The 19,382-nt window shown below is 73.0% G+C and carries 21 protein-coding genes and 1 riboswitch; of the genes, 14 read left to right on the forward strand and 7 right to left on the reverse strand.

The features are described from left to right. Nucleotides 1-7: 7 nt before the first annotated feature. Nucleotides 8-310, reverse strand: coding sequence for an urease subunit gamma (locus FNH09_RS11455; RefSeq protein WP_162468422.1), 303 nt, complete (start codon nt 308-310; stop codon nt 8-10). Between the two features lie 124 nt (nt 311-434). Here FNH09_RS11455 and FNH09_RS49775 point away from each other — a divergent pair, with 124 nt between their 5' ends. Both FNH09_RS49775 and FNH09_RS49780 read left to right on the forward strand, forming a co-directional pair. After that, nucleotides 435-836 carry a hypothetical protein gene (locus FNH09_RS49775; RefSeq protein WP_162468423.1) on the forward strand — a complete coding sequence of 134 codons (402 nt, stop codon included), beginning with the start codon at nt 435-437 and terminating at the stop codon, nt 834-836. Nucleotides 837-1,342: 506 nt separating this feature from the next. After that, entirely contained in the window at nt 1,343-1,540 is a 198-nt protein-coding gene (locus FNH09_RS49780; RefSeq protein ID WP_152886778.1) for a hypothetical protein, read from the forward strand. Between the two features lie 24 nt (nt 1,541-1,564). Here FNH09_RS49780 and FNH09_RS11470 read toward each other — a convergent pair whose 3' ends face one another. Next, nucleotides 1,565-1,843, reverse strand: a complete 279-nt coding sequence (locus tag FNH09_RS11470) for a type II toxin-antitoxin system Phd/YefM family antitoxin (RefSeq protein ID WP_152886780.1) — start codon at nt 1,841-1,843, stop codon at nt 1,565-1,567. 73 nt (nt 1,844-1,916) lie between these two features. On the opposite strand from FNH09_RS11470, the gene FNH09_RS11475 reads away from it, so the two are divergent. From FNH09_RS11475 to FNH09_RS11485, 3 genes are all read left to right on the forward strand, one after another. Beyond that, a complete protein-coding gene (locus FNH09_RS11475) occupies nt 1,917-2,624 on the forward strand; it encodes an ATP-dependent Clp protease proteolytic subunit (protein ID WP_152886782.1) in 708 nt (235 codons plus the stop codon). Nucleotides 2,625-2,631: 7 nt separating this feature from the next. After that, entirely contained in the window at nt 2,632-2,940 is a 309-nt protein-coding gene (locus FNH09_RS11480) for a hypothetical protein (protein WP_152886784.1), read from the forward strand. A gap of 380 nt (nt 2,941-3,320) precedes the next feature. Beyond that, nucleotides 3,321-3,491: riboswitch (cyclic di-AMP (ydaO/yuaA leader) on the forward strand. Nucleotides 3,492-3,494: 3 nt separating this feature from the next. Next, nucleotides 3,495-3,968, forward strand: coding sequence for a C40 family peptidase (locus tag FNH09_RS11485; protein WP_152886787.1), 474 nt, complete (start codon nt 3,495-3,497; stop codon nt 3,966-3,968). Between the two features lie 95 nt (nt 3,969-4,063). Here FNH09_RS11485 and FNH09_RS11490 read toward each other — a convergent pair whose 3' ends face one another. Next, nucleotides 4,064-4,522 carry an ATP-binding protein gene (locus tag FNH09_RS11490; RefSeq protein ID WP_152886789.1) on the reverse strand — a complete coding sequence of 153 codons (459 nt, stop codon included), beginning with the start codon at nt 4,520-4,522 and terminating at the stop codon, nt 4,064-4,066. A 209-nt stretch (nt 4,523-4,731) separates the two neighbouring features. Here FNH09_RS11490 and FNH09_RS11495 point away from each other — a divergent pair, with 209 nt between their 5' ends. Both FNH09_RS11495 and FNH09_RS11500 read left to right on the forward strand, forming a co-directional pair. Then, nucleotides 4,732-5,589 (forward strand): helix-turn-helix domain-containing protein, encoded by an 858-nt coding sequence (locus tag FNH09_RS11495; RefSeq protein ID WP_152886791.1) that lies wholly within the window; start codon nt 4,732-4,734, stop codon nt 5,587-5,589. A 9-nt stretch (nt 5,590-5,598) separates the two neighbouring features. Then, complete coding sequence (locus FNH09_RS11500; protein ID WP_152886793.1) at nt 5,599-5,823, forward strand: DUF397 domain-containing protein; 225 nt, start codon at nt 5,599-5,601, stop codon at nt 5,821-5,823. 126 nt (nt 5,824-5,949) lie between these two features. On the opposite strand, the gene FNH09_RS11505 is transcribed toward FNH09_RS11500, so the two are convergent. Further along, nucleotides 5,950-7,077, reverse strand: a complete 1,128-nt coding sequence (locus FNH09_RS11505) for an 8-amino-7-oxononanoate synthase (RefSeq protein WP_152886795.1) — start codon at nt 7,075-7,077, stop codon at nt 5,950-5,952. Nucleotides 7,078-7,223: 146 nt separating this feature from the next. Here FNH09_RS11505 and bioB point away from each other — a divergent pair, with 146 nt between their 5' ends. Genes bioB through bioD form a run of 3 tightly spaced genes read left to right on the forward strand, consistent with a single transcriptional unit; the run spans nt 7,224 to nt 10,416 of the window. Next, the gene (gene bioB, locus FNH09_RS11510; RefSeq protein ID WP_152886797.1) at nt 7,224-8,411 is read left to right on the forward strand and encodes a biotin synthase BioB; all 1,188 of its coding nucleotides are present in this window, start codon (nt 7,224-7,226) and stop codon (nt 8,409-8,411) included. Further along, nucleotides 8,404-9,684, forward strand: a complete 1,281-nt coding sequence (locus tag FNH09_RS11515) for an adenosylmethionine--8-amino-7-oxononanoate transaminase (RefSeq protein ID WP_152886799.1) — start codon at nt 8,404-8,406, stop codon at nt 9,682-9,684. Before bioB ends, FNH09_RS11515 begins: the two co-directional genes overlap by 8 nt. Before the next feature lie 3 nt (nt 9,685-9,687). Further along, nucleotides 9,688-10,416, forward strand: a complete 729-nt coding sequence (gene bioD / locus FNH09_RS11520) for a dethiobiotin synthase (protein WP_152886801.1) — start codon at nt 9,688-9,690, stop codon at nt 10,414-10,416. Between the two features lie 124 nt (nt 10,417-10,540). Here bioD and FNH09_RS48400 read toward each other — a convergent pair whose 3' ends face one another. Beyond that, nucleotides 10,541-13,372: a helix-turn-helix transcriptional regulator gene (locus FNH09_RS48400; protein WP_338017540.1), complete on the reverse strand. Its 2,832-nt coding sequence runs from the start codon at nt 13,370-13,372 to the stop codon at nt 10,541-10,543. 127 nt (nt 13,373-13,499) lie between these two features. On the opposite strand from FNH09_RS48400, the gene FNH09_RS11535 reads away from it, so the two are divergent. Both FNH09_RS11535 and FNH09_RS11540 read left to right on the forward strand, forming a co-directional pair. After that, nucleotides 13,500-14,186, forward strand: a complete 687-nt coding sequence (locus FNH09_RS11535; protein ID WP_152886803.1) for an esterase/lipase family protein — start codon at nt 13,500-13,502, stop codon at nt 14,184-14,186. 181 nt (nt 14,187-14,367) lie between these two features. Beyond that, a complete protein-coding gene (locus FNH09_RS11540; RefSeq protein ID WP_152886805.1) occupies nt 14,368-15,057 on the forward strand; it encodes a class I SAM-dependent methyltransferase in 690 nt (229 codons plus the stop codon). An 18-nt stretch (nt 15,058-15,075) separates the two neighbouring features. On the opposite strand, the gene FNH09_RS11545 is transcribed toward FNH09_RS11540, so the two are convergent. Both FNH09_RS11545 and FNH09_RS11550 read right to left on the reverse strand, forming a co-directional pair. Continuing rightward, nucleotides 15,076-15,450, reverse strand: coding sequence for a fic family toxin-antitoxin system, toxin component (locus FNH09_RS11545; protein ID WP_152886807.1), 375 nt, complete (start codon nt 15,448-15,450; stop codon nt 15,076-15,078). A 4-nt stretch (nt 15,451-15,454) separates the two neighbouring features. Further along, nucleotides 15,455-15,694 (reverse strand): toxin-antitoxin system HicB family antitoxin, encoded by a 240-nt coding sequence (locus FNH09_RS11550; RefSeq protein WP_152886809.1) that lies wholly within the window; start codon nt 15,692-15,694, stop codon nt 15,455-15,457. A gap of 211 nt (nt 15,695-15,905) precedes the next feature. Here FNH09_RS11550 and FNH09_RS11555 point away from each other — a divergent pair, with 211 nt between their 5' ends. Next, nucleotides 15,906-16,784 carry an ABC transporter ATP-binding protein gene (locus FNH09_RS11555; RefSeq protein WP_152886811.1) on the forward strand — a complete coding sequence of 293 codons (879 nt, stop codon included), beginning with the start codon at nt 15,906-15,908 and terminating at the stop codon, nt 16,782-16,784. A 4-nt stretch (nt 16,785-16,788) separates the two neighbouring features. Beyond that, nucleotides 16,789-19,356: an FtsX-like permease family protein gene (locus FNH09_RS11560; RefSeq protein WP_162468424.1), complete on the forward strand. Its 2,568-nt coding sequence runs from the start codon at nt 16,789-16,791 to the stop codon at nt 19,354-19,356. Nucleotides 19,357-19,382: the final 26 nt, after the last annotated feature.

Genomic DNA, 19,382 nt, shown 5'->3' on the forward strand with positions numbered 1-19,382 from the left:
TCCCCCGTCAGACGATCGGGTCGTGGACGGTGACGAGTTTGGTGCCGTCCGGGAAGGTCGCCTCGACCTGGACGTCGTGGATCATCTCGGGAATGCCGTCCATGACGTCGTCCCTGGTGAGCAACTTGCGTCCGGAGGACATGAGTTCGGCGACGGTACGGCCGTCACGCGCACCTTCGAGGATGTGCGACGTGATGAGCGCGACCGCCTCGGGGTGGTTCAGCCTGAGGCCACGGGCCCGGCGCTTCTCGGCGACGTCGGCCGCCACATGGATCAGCAGCCTCTCTTGCTCGTGCGGGGTCAGTTGCACGTCCCACCTCACAGTCCTCGCTCCGGACCGTGCGGGGTCCGGTTGCCGCAGCCCCGGGACAGCGTCCCTGATGGCGTGGATCGGCAGGCTAGTTGGAGCGAGTTTCGAGCAAGTTAACCAAGCTGTGATCGAGTCCGCGGCCCGGCACGCGCAGACGGTCGTACGGGCCGTCGTACCGGCCGCCGCCCGGGCCGTGCCGCGTACGGACTCCGTGCCCGGGTCCCGCATGCTCGTCAACGCCCGTAGCCCGTCCCGGAGGATCTCGGAGGGAATCTCCTCGACGAGGGCGGTCCGCGCGGCGAACCCCTGGGCCGGTGCGATCACCACGCGCGCCACGGCGGCGCCCCACGACCTGCCGCTCGGCGTGGCCGGCCCGGCCGCCGCGACGGCGCATGTCGAACGCGGCCCGGCGGCACGGGAGGGCGCGTTCGAGATCCATCGCTACGCCGACGAGACGGCCGCCCGGCGGGCCGGGGCGGACCGGCGGGTGCACGGCGCGGCCGTGGTCACCGCCGACGGCCCGTAACTGCCGACGGCATCGGCGGCGAGTCCGCTCGTCGCCCAGCCGCTCCAGCGGCCGGCGGCCCGGCCGGTGTCCGCCGACGGCGCCGGTGACCGGACGGTCGACGTCGTGGCCGCCCCCGCGGACGACCCGCGCGGCGCCGCCCTGAGCGCGAGCGTGCCGCCCCTCGCGCCGGCCGGGATCGCGGCGGGCGCGGCGGTGACCCTGCTGGGACTGCGCGGCGCCCACACCGTGGCGGCCCTGGCCGGCGCCGCCGCCCCGGCCGGCCCGGCGGCCGCCGGGATCGCACGCAGCCGGCTCGGGGTGCTGACCGATGACCGGTGGGCGGAGGCCGGGTCGGCGGCTCTGGCGACGTCGGCCGTGAGCGGCGCGCCGGCCGGACTCGCGGCCCTGCTCGGCCCCGCCGGGACCGGGATCGCGGCGGGCGTGATGATGCCGTTCGGCAACCCCTTCCCGGGCGCCGCGTCGGCGCCGCGAATGCCGCCCGAGCCGGTCGCCGCGACCGGGCGGTGGCTGCCGCCGGGACCGGTACGACGTCGGTGCGCCCGGTGTCCTGCTTCGACGGCGCGGCGGCGGCCGTCCCGCCCCTCACTCCGACCTGGTGGGCGGCGCCGGGACCGGCCGCGGTGCCGGCCGGGAACGCGCCGAAGGAGCGCTCGCGGGCCACGGAACCCGCCGCGGAGCGCGAGCTCGCGCCCGTCTCCTGAACGGCGTCCCGCCCGCGCGCCCGGTCAGGCGGGGCCGGGCCCCCGGTGTTCGGCGGCGATCCCGAAGCGCTGACGCTCCCGGGGCGCGGCCGGGACCTCACGGACCCCGGAGACCGAGCTGATCACCCGCTCCTCCTCGGGGCGGTCGAGCTCGTCGAGCCGCTCCAGGTCCGCGGCGGAGACGAGGGCGACGAGAGGCTTGCCGTGGCGGGTCACGACGACGCGCTCACCGCCGTACACCACGCGGTTGATCAGGTCGGCGAGCTCAGCCCTGGCTTGTGTCACCGGAATCTCGTAGGCCATACCCCCATCATAACGTCACGTACGTCCTGTACATTTTTTACAGAGACACCTTGCCGTGAGGAGGGGGTTCCCCATGACCCGACCGTCCGCCCGCCATGTCCTGCCGGAGTTCACCGAACGCACGAGCCTCGGGCACCGGACGCTGGATCCCTACGCGAAGCTGCTGGAGGGACGGATCGTCCTGCTGGGGTCACCGATCGACGACACCTCGGCCAACGACGTGATCGCGCAGCTCATGCACCTGGAGCACGCGGCACCGGACCGGGCGATCTCGCTGTACATCAACTCCCCCGGCGGCTCGTTCAGCGCGATGACCGCCGTCTACGACACGATGCGCTACGTCAGCTGTGACGTGGAGACGTTCTGCCTGGGCCGGGCCGAGGCGTGCGCCGCGGTGCTGCTGGCCGCGGGCGCGCCGGGCAGGCGGCACGCGCTGCCGGGCGCCCGGGTGACGATCCGCCAGCCGGTGCTCCCCGGGCCGGTCGAGGCCCAGGTGAGCGATCTCGTCGTCGAGGCGGACGAACTGACGCGCACCCGGGTCCTGCTGGAGGAGATGCTGGCCCGGCACACGGGCCGGACACCGGACCAGGTGGCCGCGGACATCGAACGGGACACGGTCCTCGACGCGCGGGGCGCGCTGGAGTACGGCCTGGTGGACCACGTCGTCGGCGGCCGCGGGGTCCCGCCCGCCGCACCGGGCACGTCCGGCGCCCCCATCCTCCCCGACGCACCCGGCGCACCCGGCGCACCCGGCACGCCCGACACGCCCGGTGCGAGGTGAGCCGGGGATGCTGCCGCCGGAACTTCCGCCGCTGCCCGCCCTGACCCGGGCCGAGGGCGAGCTGATCGACCGTTACCTGGAGGTGGTCGACCTGCTCGGCCGCATCAACCCCGCGCACCACGGCGACACCTACCGCGGACTGCGCGCCGCCCAGGCACTGGTGGGCAGGGCGACCGCGCTGCGCGACGCGCTGGCGCTGATGCACCAGCGGGGCGAGGCCGAACTGCACGCGCCGACGCTCGCGCGGGCGCTGCGCGTCCTGGACGGGGAGCGCCGCACGGCGCGTGTCACCGTGCCCTCGCGCTCCGACAGTTGACTCCCCCTCCGGCCGCCTCGGACGCTCCGCGTGATGCGCGAAGCGTCCGAGGCTGAGTTCAAACGCTCCGAACGACGTACCCACTGATGGAGTAGTGACGGATCCTTTTTTCTGACCTCCGGGGTCGCGCAACGCGCGTAGCTCGACGGCGGGTCGAAGCGCTCCGTCGCTGGTCCGGGGCCCGTCGTTCCCCTGGACGGACGATCGAACAAAAAGGTGTCCACCCGAACGGGTGAGTGGTGAGTAACAACACAAATCCACGGTTCCGTTGGGATTTTGGGACACCTGTGAGTGAAGATCCCTGTCTGACGACAAGCCCCCGCCACAGCGGCGGGGCGGTCCGGGCGGACGCCGAGTCCTGCCGCCGCCCGGATGACCGGTCGACAGAAGTGCATCGGCAGGAGTGGAGGACCCAAGCACGACGGGTTCGCCGGAACGGTCAAGCCATGGCCGCACCGAGCAGCCCTTGGGGTGAAGCCGCATCGCGGCCGGGCAACTTCGCCAGCCCGAATCCGACAGGTCATCCTTCACAGGCGGCTGACGAAGGGTTGCGCATGACTGCGCTCAATCGTGTCCCGTCGCTGATGGTCCGGGCCGGTACGGCTTCGGCGCTCACCATCGCCGCCGTGGGCGGCTCGATCGTGGTCCCGGGCCTCTCCCCGGACGCGGCGGCCGCCACGACCGCGACGAAGGCTCTCAAGATCGCGGCCTCCAAGAAGGGCTCGCCGTACCGGTACGGCGCCACCGGGCCGCGCAGGTTCGACTGCTCGGGGCTCACGCTGTACGCGTTCAAGAAGGCGGGCAAGAAGCTGCCCCGCACCGCGGCCCAGCAGTACAACAAGACCCACCACGTCTCGGCCAGCCACCGCAAGGCCGGAGACCTCGTGTTCTTCCACTCGGGTTCCAGCGTCTACCACGTCGGCATCTACGCCGGAAAGGGAAAGATCTGGCACGCCCCGAAGACGGGGGACGTGGTGCGGCTCCAGAAGATCTGGACCAAGAGCGTCTGGTACGGCCGGGTGAGCTGATCCGCCCGGTGCGGTGGTGACGACCTGGCACGCCACCACCGCACCGGGTCTCCAACCTGGACGTCCTCGGGCCTGCCTGGACCCGGGCCCGGTCCTCAAGGTTCCTGCTGTCCCGCGGCAGGCACCGGCCGGGCCGGGACGGACCACGGGAGCTCGATGCAGACCGTCTTGCCCCCCTCGGGGGTGGGACGGACGTCCAGCCTTCCGCCGCACTCGGTGGTCAGCCAGCGGACGATCACCATGCCCCGGCCGTTGTCCTGCTGGACAGCGGCCGGCAGCCGTTTGGGGAAGCGCGGATGGCTGTCGGTGACGCCGACGCGCAGCCGCTCGTCACGGTCGAGGGTGAGATCGACCGTGAACGTAGGGGACTGCCCGAGCGTGTGCTGTACGGCGTTGGTGGTGAGTTCGGAGACGACCAGTCGGACGGTGTCGGCCATCTCGGCGTCCGCGGGCAGGCCCCATTCCACGAGGGCGCTCGCCACGAAGTTGCGGGCCGCGGAGACCGAGGCGGGATCGCTCGGCAGAGTGACGGATGCTTCCAGATGGTCTGCCATGACGCGTCGTCCCTTTCCCGCGGTACCGCAGTCCGACAAGGAGCGGATTCGAGTACGGTCCCGGACTGGTGCTTCTTCGCCAGACTGCCATTACCAGGCCGGTCACGGTGCCGATCCACCGAGATATGCATATATCTGTCGCTCGAAGCGGTGAACTCTGCGACGGCAGACCGTATTTGGGCGGCTTGGAAGGAGTAGGGAGTTTTCCCATGCAGTACGGTCCCGCCGTGCGCCGCCGGAAACTGGGCGCCGAACTGCGCGCGCTGCGCGCCCGCACCGGGCTCACCAGTGGTGACGCGGCCCGCCTGGTGGGCTGGCACCAGTCGAAGGTCAGCCGGATCGAGACCGGTGCCAGCGGGGTGAAACCGGCCGATGTACGGCTGCTCCTGGACGCGTACGGCGTCGTCGAGACGGAACTGCGGGAGTTGCTGCTGATACTGGCGGGCTCCCACGACGGCGGCCGGGACCACTGGTGGCACGCGTACCGTGGTGTTCTCCCGCCCACCTACCGGGATTTCATCAGTCTGGAGTCACAGGCGAGCGCGATGCGCACGCTGGAGACGTCCGTGGTCCCGGGGTTGTTGCAGACGCCCGAGTACGCCCGCGCGGTGACCCGCGCCGCGGTCGAGGGACTGGACGAGGAGCGGCTGGACGCGCTGGTGGAGGTGCGACTGGCCAGGCAGGACGTGCTGCGCGCCCATCGTCCGCTGGAGCTGACCGCCGTCCTGGACGAGGCGGTGCTGCGCCGGGAGGTCGGCGGGCCCGAGGTGATGGCGCGTCAGTTGCGGCGATTGGTGGAGGCGGGGCGGCTGCCCCAAGTGCGGCTCCAGGTCCTGCCGTTCCGGGCGGGAGCACACATTGGCATCACCGGGCCTTTCGTTATCTTGTCATTTCCGAGCACTTCTGATCTGGATGTGGTTGTTCTCGACCACATGACGAGTAGCCTCTACCTCGAACGGAAAGAAGACCTCCAGGCCTACTCGGAGGCCTTCAACACCCTCAGGACACACGCCCTTTCACCCGAGGACTCATTGGATTTCATCGCCGGGATAGGTGACGACACATAAGGAGGCACCATGACTGCACTGCCTCGGAACACGACCCCCGCCACGCATCTGCACGACGCGCGTTGGCTGCGCAGCAGCTACAGCACGGGAGCGAACAACTGCGTCGAGACGGCCCGACCCGGCCGAGGGCCGTGGGCCGGACTGCTCGCCGTACGCGACTCCAAGGATCCGGCCGGACCCGCGCTGCTCTTCTCCCCCGAGAGCTGGGCGAAATTCACGGCCACATTCCACTGATTCCGGTCATTCTCGGTCCACTCCGACCAACATCGTGCCGGTATCGATCGGCATCGAATCGGTAGCAAAGCCTCTTCATTCACCGGCAATTGGCGAACGTGCGAAACAGGGCCGTGTCACGCCGACTCACGGTCGTGTCTCGTCGATCACCCGCACCGCGTGCGCGATCTGTTCCTCGGTGAGGTCCGCGCGCGCGGTGAGCCGGAGCCGCGAGATCCCGTCGGGCACGGAGGGGGGACGGAAGCAGCCCACCACGACACCCGCCGTCCGGCAGTCGGCCGCCCATCGCACGGCCGCCTCCGGGGACGGCGCCCGCACGGAGACGACCGCGGCGTCCGGACGTACCGCCTCCAGGCCCGCGGCCGTCAGGCGCGCGTGCAGCTCGCCCGCCACCGCGCGGGAGCGCGCCGCGCGCTCCGGCTCGCGGCGCAGCAGCCGCAGGGCCGACAGGGCCGCCCCCGCCGCGGCGGGGGCTAGACCGGTGTCGAAGATGAACGTCCGTGCCGCGTTGACCAGATGGTCGATCACCCGGGCCGGGCCCAGCACGGCACCGCCCTGACTGCCCAGCGACTTGGACAGGGTGACCGTCGCCACGACGTCGTCGGCGCCCGCGAGCCCGGCCGCGTACGGGGCTCCCCGGCCGCCCTCGCCCAGCACGCCGAGCCCGTGCGCGTCGTCGACGACCAGTCCGGCGCCGTGCTCCCGGCAGACCCGGGCGAGCGCGGCCAGCGGTGCGGCGTCGCCGTCGACCGAGAACACCGTGTCGGAGACGGCGACGGCGGGCCCCTCGTGGGTGCGCAGCGCCTTGCGCACGGCGTCCGGCTCCGCGTGCGCGGCCACCTGGGTGGTGCCCCGGGCCAGCCGGCAGCCGTCGATCAGCGAGGCGTGGTTGCCCGCGTCGGAGACGATCAGCGAGCCGTGCGGGGCCAGCGCCGAGACGGCCGCGAGGTTGGCCGCGTAGCCGGAGGAGAAGACCAGCGCCGCCTCGAAACCGCAGAAGTCGGCCAGTTCCCGTTCGAGTTCGGCGTGCAGTTCGGTGGTGCCGGTGACGAGCCGGGAGCCGGTCGCGCCGCCACCCCAGGTCCGCGCGGCGCGCGCGGCGCCCTCGGTGACCTCCGGATGCCGGGTCAGACCGAGGTAGTCGTTGCTCGCGAGGTCGAGCAGCGGCGAGTCGGCCGGGCGGGGGCGCAGGGTCCGTACGAGTCCGGCGCGGCCGCGCAGTTCCGCCTGCTCGTCGATCCAGCCGAACGCCATGGGTCCTCCGGGGATTTTGTAGGCAGTGGACAGACCCTAGCCGGACGGCCGTCGGGCCAGGATGTGGCAATCCACACACCGTGAAGTGTCTCTGTTGTGTGAAGTCACCTTGGCCCCGAGCAGGTCCTTACGACAGGATCGGCCTCATGGACCTGCTGAAGACGCTGGTGGAGAAGGGGCTTCGGCGCGAGCTGCCGAGCCGCGAGGAAGCACTCGCCGTACTGGCCACCTCCGACGACGATCTGCTCGATGTGGTGGCCGCGGCCGGCAAGGTGCGCCGGCAGTGGTTCGGCCGACGGGTGAAACTCAACTACCTCGTCAACCTGAAGTCCGGGCTGTGCCCGGAGGACTGCTCCTACTGCTCCCAGCGGCTGGGCTCGACGGCCGGGATCCTCAAGTACACCTGGCTGAAGCCGGACGAGGCGTCCCGGGCCGCGGCGGCCGGTCTGGCCGGCGGCGCCAAGCGGGTCTGCCTGGTGGCCAGCGGGCGCGGTCCGACCGACCGGGACGTGGAGCGGGTCTCGGACACCATCAAGGCCATCAAGGACGAGAACGAGGGCGTGGAGGTGTGCGCCTGCCTCGGCCTGCTCTCCGACGGCCAGGCGGAGCGGCTGCGCGAGGCGGGTGCGGACGCGTACAACCACAACCTCAACACGTCCGAGGAGACGTACGCGGACATCACCACCACGCACACCTACGCCGACCGCGTCGACACCGTGCAGAAGGCCCACGCGGCCGGTCTGTCGGCGTGTTCGGGGCTGATCGCGGGCATGGGCGAGAGCGACGAGGACCTGGTCGACGTGGTCTTCTCGCTGCGCGAGCTCGACCCCGACTCCGTTCCGGTGAACTTCCTGATCCCGTTCGAGGGCACCCCGCTGGCCAAGGAGTGGAACCTCACCCCGCAGCGCTGTCTGCGGATCCTGGCGATGGTGCGGTTCGTGTGCCCGGACGTCGAGGTGCGGATCGCGGGCGGCCGCGAGGTCCATCTCCGTACGATGCAGCCGCTCGCGCTGCACCTGGCCAACTCGATCTTCCTCGGGGACTACCTGACCAGTGAGGGCCAGGCGGGCAAGGCCGACCTGGAGATGATCGCCGACGCCGGGTTCGAGGTGGAGGGCGCCGACCAGGTGACGCTGCCCGAGCACCGCTCCGGCGGCTGCCACGGGACGGCCGACAGCGGCTGTCACGACGGGGCGAGCGGATGCCACGACGGCGACAGCGTCTGCGGCTCCACCCCGGCCGCCGCCCCCGCCCCGCGGGTCGACGAGCCGCGCCCGGACCTCGTCGCCGTACGCCGCCGGGGCGCCGGCACGGACCTCGCGCCCAATGCCTGACCTGAACGTGCCCGAACTGCTCGAACTGGACCGACGCCACGTCTGGCATCCCTACGGCCCGATGCCGGGCCGCCAGGAGCCGCTGGTCGTGGCGTCGGCGAGCGGAGTACGGCTGACCCTCGCGGACGGTTCGGGCGAACTGGTCGACGGCATGTCGTCCTGGTGGTCGGCGATCCACGGCTACAACCACCCGGTGCTGAACGAGGCCGCCCGCGAGCAGCTGTCGCGGATGAGCCATGTGATGTTCGGCGGGCTCACCCACGAGCCCGCCGTACGGCTGGCGAAGCTCCTGGTCGACATCACCCCGGCCGGTCTGGAGCACGTCTTCCTCGCCGACTCCGGTTCGGTGTCGGTCGAGGTCGCGGTGAAGATGTGTCTCCAGTACTGGCGTTCGCTGGGCCGCCCCGCGAAGCGGCGACTGCTGACCTGGCGCGGCGGCTACCACGGCGACACCTGGCAGCCGATGTCGGTGTGCGATCCCGAGGGCGGGATGCACGAGCTGTGGAGCGGGGTGCTGCCGCGTCAGGTCTTCACGGACGCCCCGCCCGCGGAGTACGACGAGACCTACGCCGAGCTGCTGCGCGCGGCCGTCGCCGAACACGCGGACGACCTGGCCGCGGTGATCGTCGAGCCGGTGGTGCAGGGCGCGGGCGGGATGCGGTTCCACTCCCCCGCGTATCTGCGGGTGCTGCGCGAGGCGTGCGACGCGCACGACGTGCTGCTGGTCTTCGACGAGATCGCGACCGGATTCGGCCGTACGGGTGCCCTGTTCGCGGCGGAGCACGCGGCGGTGACGCCGGACGTGATGTGCGTGGGGAAGGCGCTGACCGGTGGTTACCTGACCATGGCGGCGACGCTGTGCACCGCACGGGTGGCCGACGGCATCTCGCGCGGCGAGGTGCCGGTGCTGGCGCACGGGCCCACATTCATGGGCAACCCCCTGGCGGCGGCCGTGGCCTGCGCCTCGGTCGAACTGCTGCTCGGCCAGGACTGGCAGGCGGAGGTCGGCCGGATCGAGACGGGGCTGCGCGAGGGGCTGGAGCCGGCCTCCGCGCTGCCCGGGGTGAAGGACGTACGCGTCCTCGGTGCCATCGGGGTCGTCCAGCTCGACCGTCCGGTGGACATGGCGGCGGCCACCTCGGCCGCGGTGCGCGAGGGCGTGTGGCTGCGCCCGTTCCGCGACCTGGTCTACACGATGCCGCCGTACGTCACCGATGACGCGGACGTGGCACGGATCGCGCGCGCGGTGTGCGCCGCGGCGCGGGAGGGATGACACATGCCGGTACTGGTGATCACGGGCACGGGCACGGAGGTCGGCAAGACCGTCACCACGGCGGCGGTCGCCGCGGCGGCGCTCGCCGCCGGCCGCACGGTGGCCGTGCTGAAGGCCGCCCAGACGGGCGTACGGCCCGACGAGCCGGGCGACGCCCAGGAGGTCGCACGGCTGGCCGGTGCGGTGACGGCGGGTGAGCTCGCCCGCTATCCGGAGCCGTTGGCACCCAACACGGCGGCCCGGCGGGCCGGAATGGCACCGGTGCGTCCGCAGGACGTGGCGGACGCGGCCCAGAAGCTGGCCACGGAACACGACCTGGTACTGGTCGAGGGCGCCGGCGGGCTGCTCGTACGGTTCGACGAGGCGGGCGGGAACCTGGCCGACGTGGCCCGGCTGCTGCGCGCCCCGGTGCTGGTGGTGGCCTCGGCGGGCCTGGGCACGCTGAACACGACCGAACTGACGGCGCGTGAACTGCGCCTGCGGGAGATCGAGTTGCTGGGTGTGGTGATCGGCAGCTGGCCCGACTCGCCCGATCTCGCGTCACGTTGCAATGTGGCGGATCTGCCGGCCGTCTCCGGCGCACCACTGCTCGGGGCGCTGCCCGCGGGCGCCGGGTCGCTCGCGCCCGCCGACTTCCGCCGGGTGGCGCCGGGTTGGCTGGCACCACGCCTGGACGGCAGCTGGGACGCGGAGGCCTTCCGGGCACGGGAGGCGGACGGCGACGGCGTCTGAGCGCGGGTCGGGCAGGGGCCGGCGCGGCTCGGGCGAGTTCGGGCGCGCGGGGTACGGCGGGTGCGCCTCAGGGCCGCCGCCCCGCCCCGCAGCCCCGGGCCGAGCCCGGGCGCCGTCGCACGGATCAGCCCGGCGGGGAACCGCCTTCGGCGAGCAGCCGGACCAGTTCGATCCGCGAACGGATGCCCAGGCGGGTGAACACACCCCGCAGATGATGGTCGATCGTGCGCGGGCTGAGCGCCAGACGAGCGGCGATCTCCCGGTTGGTGGCGCCCTCGGCGGCCATCCGGGCGACCAGCAGTTGCTGCGCGGTCAGCCGCGCGGTCGGATCGTCGAGTCCGCGCGCGGGCGAGGCGGGGGTGCCCAGCGCGCGCAGTTCGGTACGGGCCTGGTCGGCGCAGTGCGGAGCACCGAAGGACTCGAACGCGGCCAGGGCGCCGTGCAGCCGGTCGCGTGCCTCCGCCCGCCTGCGCAGACGGCGCAGCGCGCTGCCGAACAACATTTCCGTCCTGGCGCGTTCGAAGTCACGGGTGCCGTGGGCGTGCAGGTCGAGTGCCGTGCGGTAGTGCTCGACGGCCCCCGCGCCGGGGGTGAGCAGGGCCCGGCACCGAGCGCTGAGCGCCAGGTCGTCGGCGCTGCGCACGGCACTCGCCCACCGGTGGTAGTCGGCGTGCGCAGTGCGGGCGACCCGGGTGTCGCCGGTGCGGACGGCGGCCTCGACGTAGTGCGGGGTGGCCAGGTGCCGGACGGCCCGGTGTCCGTGGCCGGGGCCGAAGCCGGCGAGGGCGCGCAGTCGGGTGGCCGCGGTGTCGAAGCGGCCGGTGACCACGTCGAGGAAGGCGAGCGCCCACTGGGCGAGGGCGGCGGGCAGACCGAGGCCGTGGGCCAGGGCGTAGCCACGGGCGGCGGCGGCGCGCTCGCGGCACAGGTCGCCGTCGCCGGTGATCGCGGCGAACATGGCGAGGGCTGCCTGGAGATGACAGGCACCGTTGTCCTGACCCGTGGCGTACGCCTGGTGCAGCGCGTGCGCGGTGGCCGCCTCGGCGGCGCGCGGTCGGCCGGTCCAGAAGTCGGCGTACGCCCGGAACTCCATGGCCTGCGCCGCGGTGGCCGTCGCCCCCTGTACCCGGGCCGAGTCGACGGCGCGCACGGTGGCGGTGGCGGCGCGGGCATGGTCGCCCAGCATCAGGGCGGCGATGCCGGCGTGCACGAGCAGGGTGGGGTCGCCGCCGCCATCGGTCCGGCCCCCGCCCTCGCGTCCGATCCCGGGGCCACGGCGTCCGGCCGCTCGCTCCAGGTGGTCGCGTGCGACCTCGTACCGCCCGTCGGCGGCGGCGGTGATCCCGGCGAGCACTCCGGGTACGCCGACTCCCGAGCGCACGGCGACCTGTACCGCCTCCCTGCACCGGCGCAGGTCGCCGGTGTAGACGGCGGCCTCGGTGGCCCGTACGAGGAGCAGCCGCACCGGGAGGTCGGCCGGGAGCCGTGAGCCGGACACCGACGGCCCCGCCGTCGCCCGGCGCGTCCCGGCGCGGGCGTCGTCGGCCGGGTCCGCGCCCCGGCGCCGCCCGGCGGAGGCGCGGACGCCGGTCCCGGCATCCCGCACCATGCCCCGAACACCTGCCACCCCTGCCTCGCAGCCACCCGCCGGGCCCAAGACGCCACCCACGGGGCCCAAGACGCCACCGCTCGGGGCCAAGGCGTCGCCCGAGGAGGCCTGCGGGGTGTCCCCCACAGCTGACGGGCCGCCTCCGGAGGGCGTCGCGGCACCCCCCGCGGTCGACCCGCCATTCACGGAGACCGCCGAGGCACCGGCCGCGGCCGACGAGCCGCCCGAAGAACCGGAGAGGCCGCCCGACGCGGCCGACAGGCCACCCGAGGAAGCCGGCACGCCGACCGGCGGAGTCGACGGGACCGGCCCGTCGCCGGTGTGCCGGGGTCGGCGGCGGGCCGCCGGACCGGCGGGGGCAGGCTCGTCCCCCGTCGCGCCGCCGCCGTCGCCCCTCGTCGCGCCGCCGCCGTCGCCTCCCGCCGCGCAGGCGCTGTCGCCGCCCGCCGCGCCGCCCGCGTCCCCCGCCGCGCAGGCGCCGTCGTAGCCCTGGCGGGCGGCCGCCCGCAGCAGGGCGTCGAAGGCCTCGAAGGCGTTGCCGGTCCGCAGGGCGAGTATCCCGGTCAGCGCGTCGTCGGCGGTGGCGGCGGTCAGTCGACGGGCGCGGTCGGCCTCGCCACAGTGCCAGGCGTCCGCGGCGGCGCGGGCGAGCAGCCGGGCCTGTTCACCCGGTTCCGGGGAGAGCGCGGCCGCGCGTTCGACGAGCGCGCGGGCCAGTGCGGGGCGGCCCGCCGCGCGGGCCTGTACCGCCGCCGCGTCCAGTTCGACCGCCAGCCGCCCGCTCGGGCCCAACGCGCCCGCCCCCCGGTGCCAGGAGCGGCTGGGCGCCTCTCGCGCCCCGCTCAGCACCCGGGCCAGCAGCCGGTGGGCGTCGCGCCGGTCCGCCGGTTCCGCCGTCTCGTAGGCAGCGACCCTCGCCCAGGCGTCGCGGAAGACCACCCCACCCGTCGCCGTGTGCGCGACACCGGCGGCCTCGGCGGCGGCCAGTGGCCGGGTGTCGAGGCGGGCGGCCGTGACCGCGCGCAGGAAGGCGTGCGTGGGGACCGGATACTGGTCGGCCGCGGCCAGCAGGAGCAGCAGCCGGGTGTCGTCCGGCAGGGTACGGATCTCCCGCCGGTGTACGCGCAGCAGTGCGGGCGCGAGGTCGCCGGGCTCCGTGGGCAGCGGGTCGAGGCCTGCCGCCTGTCGTTCGGTCAGCCGCGGCAGCAGCTCCGCGGCGGCGCGCGGATCGCCGTACACGGCCCGCAACGCCCGGATGCGGACCCCTTCGGGCAGCCCGGCGACCGGGAGCCGCGGGGCGTCGGGGAGCGGCGGGGGCGAAGTGCTCTCAGGAGGTGGGGGGTTCACCGGAGTCACCACACAACTGACGTTACTGGCGCGTTAATTGAGCAGTAAAGACCGGCGGTTTCACTGATGCGGCGCGCGTAGACCCGATCGGACACTCCTGATGACCCCACCCGTCTCAGGAGGCACCATGCAACGCCCCAGGCGTCGTATCGCCGCGGCCGTCCCCGCCGTCGCGGCATCGCTCCTCGTGTCACTCTCCGTCTCCGCCCCCGCCGCGCATGCGGCGACCCACAACCCGGTCGTCTTCGTGCACGGCATCAGCAGTTCGTCGAGCAGCTGGGACGACTGGACCGCCGACTTCAAGGCCGACGGCTACTCCTCCGCCGAGCTCGACGAGTGGTCGTACGACTGGTCGCAGTCGAACGTCACCACCGCTCAGCAACTGGCCACCGAGATCCAGCGTGTCCTGGCCAGCACCGGCGCTTCCAAGGTCGACATCGTCGCTCACTCCATGGGTGTGCTCAGCGCGCGTTACTACCTGAAGAACCTGGGCGGAACGTCGTACGTCGACGACTTCGTCTCCACCGCGGGCGTCAACCACGGCACGACGACCGCCTCTTGGTGCTCGTGGCTGTACACGTCGTGCGCCGAGATGTACACCGGCAGCTCGTTCCTGACCTCGCTCAACTCCGGCGACGAGACGCCGGGCAGCGTGTCGTACGCCAGTTACTGGTCCGACTGCGACGAGGCGCTCACCCCGGACACCACCGCGGTCCTCAGCGGCGCGACGAACGTCGAGGTCGGCTGCATCTCGCACACCGACATGAACAACGACTACGGCGTGTACGAGCAGGTCCGGGACTTCATCGCCTGAGGCCTGTCCGGCGGTTCCCGCCGTCCACCGGGAGGACGGGGCGGGCGGGAGCCGCCGGACGGACCCCGGCCGCCCGTGCGCGAGGGGGACGTATGTCCTCGCGGATCGGCGCGGGCGGGGGTGCGATGGGGCTCCGCGGGGGACAATCCCCGTAGGGCCCCGTCCTGCCCGGGAGGTCGCCATGCCCGCACGGCCCGTCGTCAGCTCCCGCCAGCCGGCCGGGGATCCCGTCCACCATCCGCTGTTCGCCCGCTACTACGCCCGCGTCAGCGTCACCGCCGAGACCAGGTTGGGCATGGGCCGCGTGCGGGAGCGACTGCTCGCCGGGCTGTCGGGGCGGGTGATCGAGATCGGCGCCGGCAACGGGCTGAATTTCGCCCACTATCCGCGCACGGTCTCCGAGGTCGTCGCGATCGAACCCGAGCGGCTGCTGCGGCACGCGGCGATGGAGGCGGCGCTGCGCAGCGAGGTCCCGGTGGACGTCGTGCCGGGCGCGGCGGAGGCGCTGCCGGTCAAGAGCGAGGCCTTCGACGCGGTCGTGTTCAGTCTGGTGCTGTGCAGTGTGCGCGATGTGGGGCGGGCGCTGGCCGAGGCGAGGCGGGTCCTGCGGCCCGGCGGCCAGGTGCGGTTCTTCGAGCACGGCCGGGGCGGCGGCCCGGTGATGACGGCCACCCAGCGCCTGCTGGACCGCACGGTGTGGCCGCGGCTGGCCGGCGGCTGCCATCTGGCCGGCGACCCGGTCGGCGCGCTGCGGGACGCCGGGTTCCTGATCGGCCCCTACCGAAGCCTGGCACTGCCGGAGAAGGGACCGCGGCTGCCCACCTCGTTCTGTGTGCTGGGCACGGCCTGGCGCCCTGAACCGACCGGCTGACAGCGGACTTGGGAGCTCTCAGGCGCTCCACTGCCGCAGTTCGCGCGCGATGTCGTCGACGGAGGCCTCGCCGCTCTTCACCAGTCGGGCCAGATCGCGTACCCGCTCCGGCGTGGTGACGACCTTGAGGCCGCTGGCGACGAGGTAGCCGTAGGCGACCGCGGACGCGAACAGCGCGTTGGAACGCTCCAGCGCCGGTATGTGGATGAGGAGTTGGAGCAGCGCCGCGCCGCGCGCGTGGGGGTTGTCGTAGACGGGGACGTCGAAGATCTCGGCCTGGTGGCGGGCGACCGCGGCGACGAGGGCGCCCCAGTCGGTGACCCGGGCATCGCCCGGTGTCCGCTGTTCGGCGAGCATGAGCAGCCAGGCCAGGTCGATCCTGAGGTCGGACAACGGATCAGCCGCGGCCTTCGTGCCGGCGGTCGCCGTCCGTACCCGAGTCCTCGGCGAAGACGGCCTCGTACTGCTTCATGAAGTCCGCGGCGGCCTCCACGAAGGCGTGGCCGGCCTCTCCGGTGTCCTGTCTGACCAGTTCCTCGATGTAGCGGTTGACGCTCACACCACGGGCCAGGGCGCGTTCGCGCGCCGCGCGGGCGGTGCCCTCGTCCACGCGTACGTTCAGCTGGGTCTTCGCCATGTCTCGACGCTAGCGCCGGAGTGCTAGCACCGGCAAGTGTCTGCATGGCGTCCCGTCGGCCGGGTGGAGCATGCCCCTTACATCGGTATCGGTCGCCCGACCTCCGGCGGAGGGCGCCTCGGTCCCAGGGGGGATACCGGCTGTGGGGCGGGTCACACTACGCTCGGGCGCGACGACGAGTCGGCACGTCCACGCGAGCGAGGAGGCAGCCTTGTCCACACCTGCTGCGGAGCACGCCCCCGGCCGGGCAGCGGCCGGCGGAGTCGCGGCCCGCGCCCGCGGTCTGACCAAGGCGTACGGCTCGGGCGAGACGTCGGTGCTCGCCCTGGACTCCGTCGACGTCGACATCGCACGCGGACGCTTCACCGCGGTGATGGGCCCCTCGGGTTCGGGGAAGTCCACGCTGATGCACTGTCTGGCGGGGCTCGACACCGTGTCGGCCGGACAGGTGTGGCTCGGCGACACCGAGATCACCGGGCTCAAGGACCGCGAGCTGACCCGGCTGCGCCGGGACCGGATCGGTTTCATGTTCCAGTCGTTCAACCTCATCCCGACGCTGAACGCGGCCGAGAACATCACCCTGCCCATGGACATCGCGGGCCAGAAGCCCGACCCGAAGTGGCTGGACCAGGTCATCGACACGCTCGGCCTGCGCGACCGGCTCCGGCACCGGCCCGCCCAGCTCTCCGGCGGTCAGCAGCAACGCGTCGCCTGCGCCCGCGCGCTGGCCTCCCGGCCGGAACTGATCTTCGCCGACGAGCCGACCGGCAATCTGGACTCGCGCGCGGGTCTCGAGGTGCTCGGCTTCCTGCGCGAGGCCGTCGACGACCTCGGTCAGACGGTCGTCATGGTCACCCACGACCCGGGCGCCGCCGCCCACTCCGACCTGGTGCTGTTCCTCGCGGACGGGCGGATCGTCGACGAGATGGAGCGGCCCACCGCGGAGGCCGTGCTCGAACGGATGCGGCTGTTCACCACCGCCGGAGCCGGAGCCATGCCCGCGGCGTCGGTCGAGGCCTCGGCCGCGCCCCCGAGCCCCGGCGGCGCGGTCGATCCCGGCGCACCCGGCCGTCCCGGCGGGGAGGACTGAGCCGGTGCTGAAGGCGACCCTGAGGAGTTTCCTCGCGCACAAGGGGCGGCTGCTGCTGTCCGCCCTGGCGGTCGTCCTGTCCGTCGCGTTCGTCGCGGGCAGCCTGATCTTCTCCGACACCGTCACCCGTACCTTCGACCGGCTGTTCGCGTCCACCTCCGCCGATGTGACGATCGAGGCGAAGCAGGACCTCAAGTCGTCCGTGCCGACCGGCGCGGTGCAAACGGTGCCCGCCGCGCTCGCGGACCGGGTGGCCTCGGTCGACGGCGTCGCGGCCGTCCACCCCGACGTGAGCGTCGAGAACATCACGGTCGTCGACAGCAGGAACGAGTCGGTGGGGCCGACCACCGGCGCCCCCACCATCGCCAACGACTGGAACCCGACCGACCGCAGCCCGGTGAAGCTGACCTCCGGCCATGCCCCGCACGGCGCCGGCGAGGCCCTCCTCGACGCGGACACCGCGGACAAGAAGCACGTACGGATCGGCGACACGCTCACCGTGCTGGCCCAGCCCGGGACCTTCAAGGTCGAGATCGTCGGCATCGCCACCTTCACCACCACCAACCCGGGCGCGGCGCTGGTCTTCCTGGACCCCGCCGTGGCCCGGACCGAACTGCTGGGCTCCGCCGACCGGGTGACGAGCATCTCGCTGGACGCGGCGCCGGGGGTGACCGACACCGAGCTCAAGCGCCGGGTCACCGCCGCGGTCGGCGCCGGTTCCTACGAGGTGCGCACCGCCGACGAGCAGGCCAAGTCGGCCGCCGCCGACCTCGGCGGATTCCTGGACGTGATCAAGTACGTGATGCTCGGCTTCGCCGGGATCGCCGTACTGGTCGGCGTGTTCCTGATCGTCAACACCTTCTCGATGCTGATCGCCCAGCGCACCCGCGAACTGGGCCTGCTGCGCGCGCTCGGCGCCGACCGGCGCCAGGTGCGGCGCTCGGTCCTCACCGAGGCGGTGCTGCTCGGCCTGGTCGGCTCCACACTGGGTCTGGCGGCCGGGATCGGGCTGGCAGCCGGGCTGATCAAGCTCATGAGCGCGTTCGGCATGAACCTGAAGACCACGGAGATGGTCGTCGGCTGGGCGACGCCGGTGGCGTCGTACGTCGTCGGGGTCGGGGTCACCTTCGTGGCCGCCTACCTCCCGGCCCGGCGGGCGGCCCGGGTGTCGCCGATGGCCGCCCTCGCCGACGCCGACATCGCCGGGGTGGGGCGGCCGCTCAAGGTGCGCGCGGTGGTGGGCTCGGTGGTCGGGGCGCTCGGCGCGGCCGCGCTGGCGGGGTGCGCGGCGGCGACGAAGACCTCCTCGGCCGCCTCCCTGCTGGGCCTGGGCGTCGTCCTCACCCTGGTCGCCACGGTGATCGCGGGCCCGTTGCTGGTGCGTCCGGTGATCCGGGTGCTCGGCGGGGCCTTCCCGGCCCTGTTCGGCTCGGTCGGCCGGATGAGCCAGCGCAACGCCCTGCGCAACCCCCGTCGTACCGGCGCCACGGCGTCCGCGCTGATGGTGGGTCTCGCCCTGGTCGGCGGGATGTCGGTGGCCAGCGCCTCCATGTCCCGCTCCTTCGACCAGCAGATCGACCGGACGCTGGGCGCCGACTTCGTGATCCAGAACAGCAACTACACGCCGTTCTCCCGGGAGGTCACGGACCGGGTGCGCGCCACCGACGGCGTCGGGCTCGTCGTACGACAGCGGTTCGCGCCGGTCGCGGTACGGCTGCCGGACGGCAAGCGGGTCGAGACGACCGCGGCGGGTTACGACGCCCAGGTGGACGAGGTCGCGCATGTGACGTACGCCGAGGGCGGCTCGGCGGCCGCGCTTGCGGACGGCGCCATGGGCATGGACGCGAAGTTCGCCGAGGAACACGGCGTACGGCTGGGCAGTGTGCTCCCGGTCGAGTTCCCCGGCGACCGCATGACCGAGTTGAAGGTGGGCGCGCTCACCGACCAGGAGTCGTCCGGCGGGTTCGGCACGCAGGGCGGGCTGTTCTTCGGCCTCGGCACGGTCGAGAAGTACCTCCCCGGCGGCCAGGACTCCGCGCTGTACGTGAACGCGGCCACCGGCACCGGTGCCGATCAGCTGCGGCCCCGTCTGGAGAAGACGCTCGACCCGTATCCGCAGGTGCAGGTGCGCGACCAGGCGGACTACAAGAAGCTGGTGCACGACCAGATCGCCGTGCTGCTGTATCTCGTGTACGCGCTGCTCGGGCTCGCGATCGTGATCGCGGTGCTCGGCGTGGTCAACACCCTCGCCCTGTCGGTGGTGGAGCGCACCCGGGAGATCGGTCTGCTGCGCGCGATCGGGCTGGCCCGGCGGCAGCTGCGCCGCATGATCCGGCTGGAGTCGGTGGTGATCGCGGTGTTCGGGGCGGTGCTGGGGCTCGCGCTGGGACTGGTGTGGGGCGTGTGCACGCAGCAGGTGCTGGCGCTCCAGGGCATGAAGGCCCTGGCGATCCCGTGGGGCACGATCGTCGCGGTCGTGATCGGTTCGGCCGTGGTCGGCGTCGTGGCGGCCCTGCTGCCGGCCCTGCGCGCGTCCCGGATGAACGTGCTGGCGGCCATCGCACACGAGTGATCGTGCCGGGCCGGGCGGCTCGGGGC

It is taken from the genome of Streptomyces adustus, assembly GCF_009377175.1.
Taxonomy (GTDB): domain Bacteria; phylum Actinomycetota; class Actinomycetes; order Streptomycetales; family Streptomycetaceae; genus Streptomyces; species Streptomyces adustus.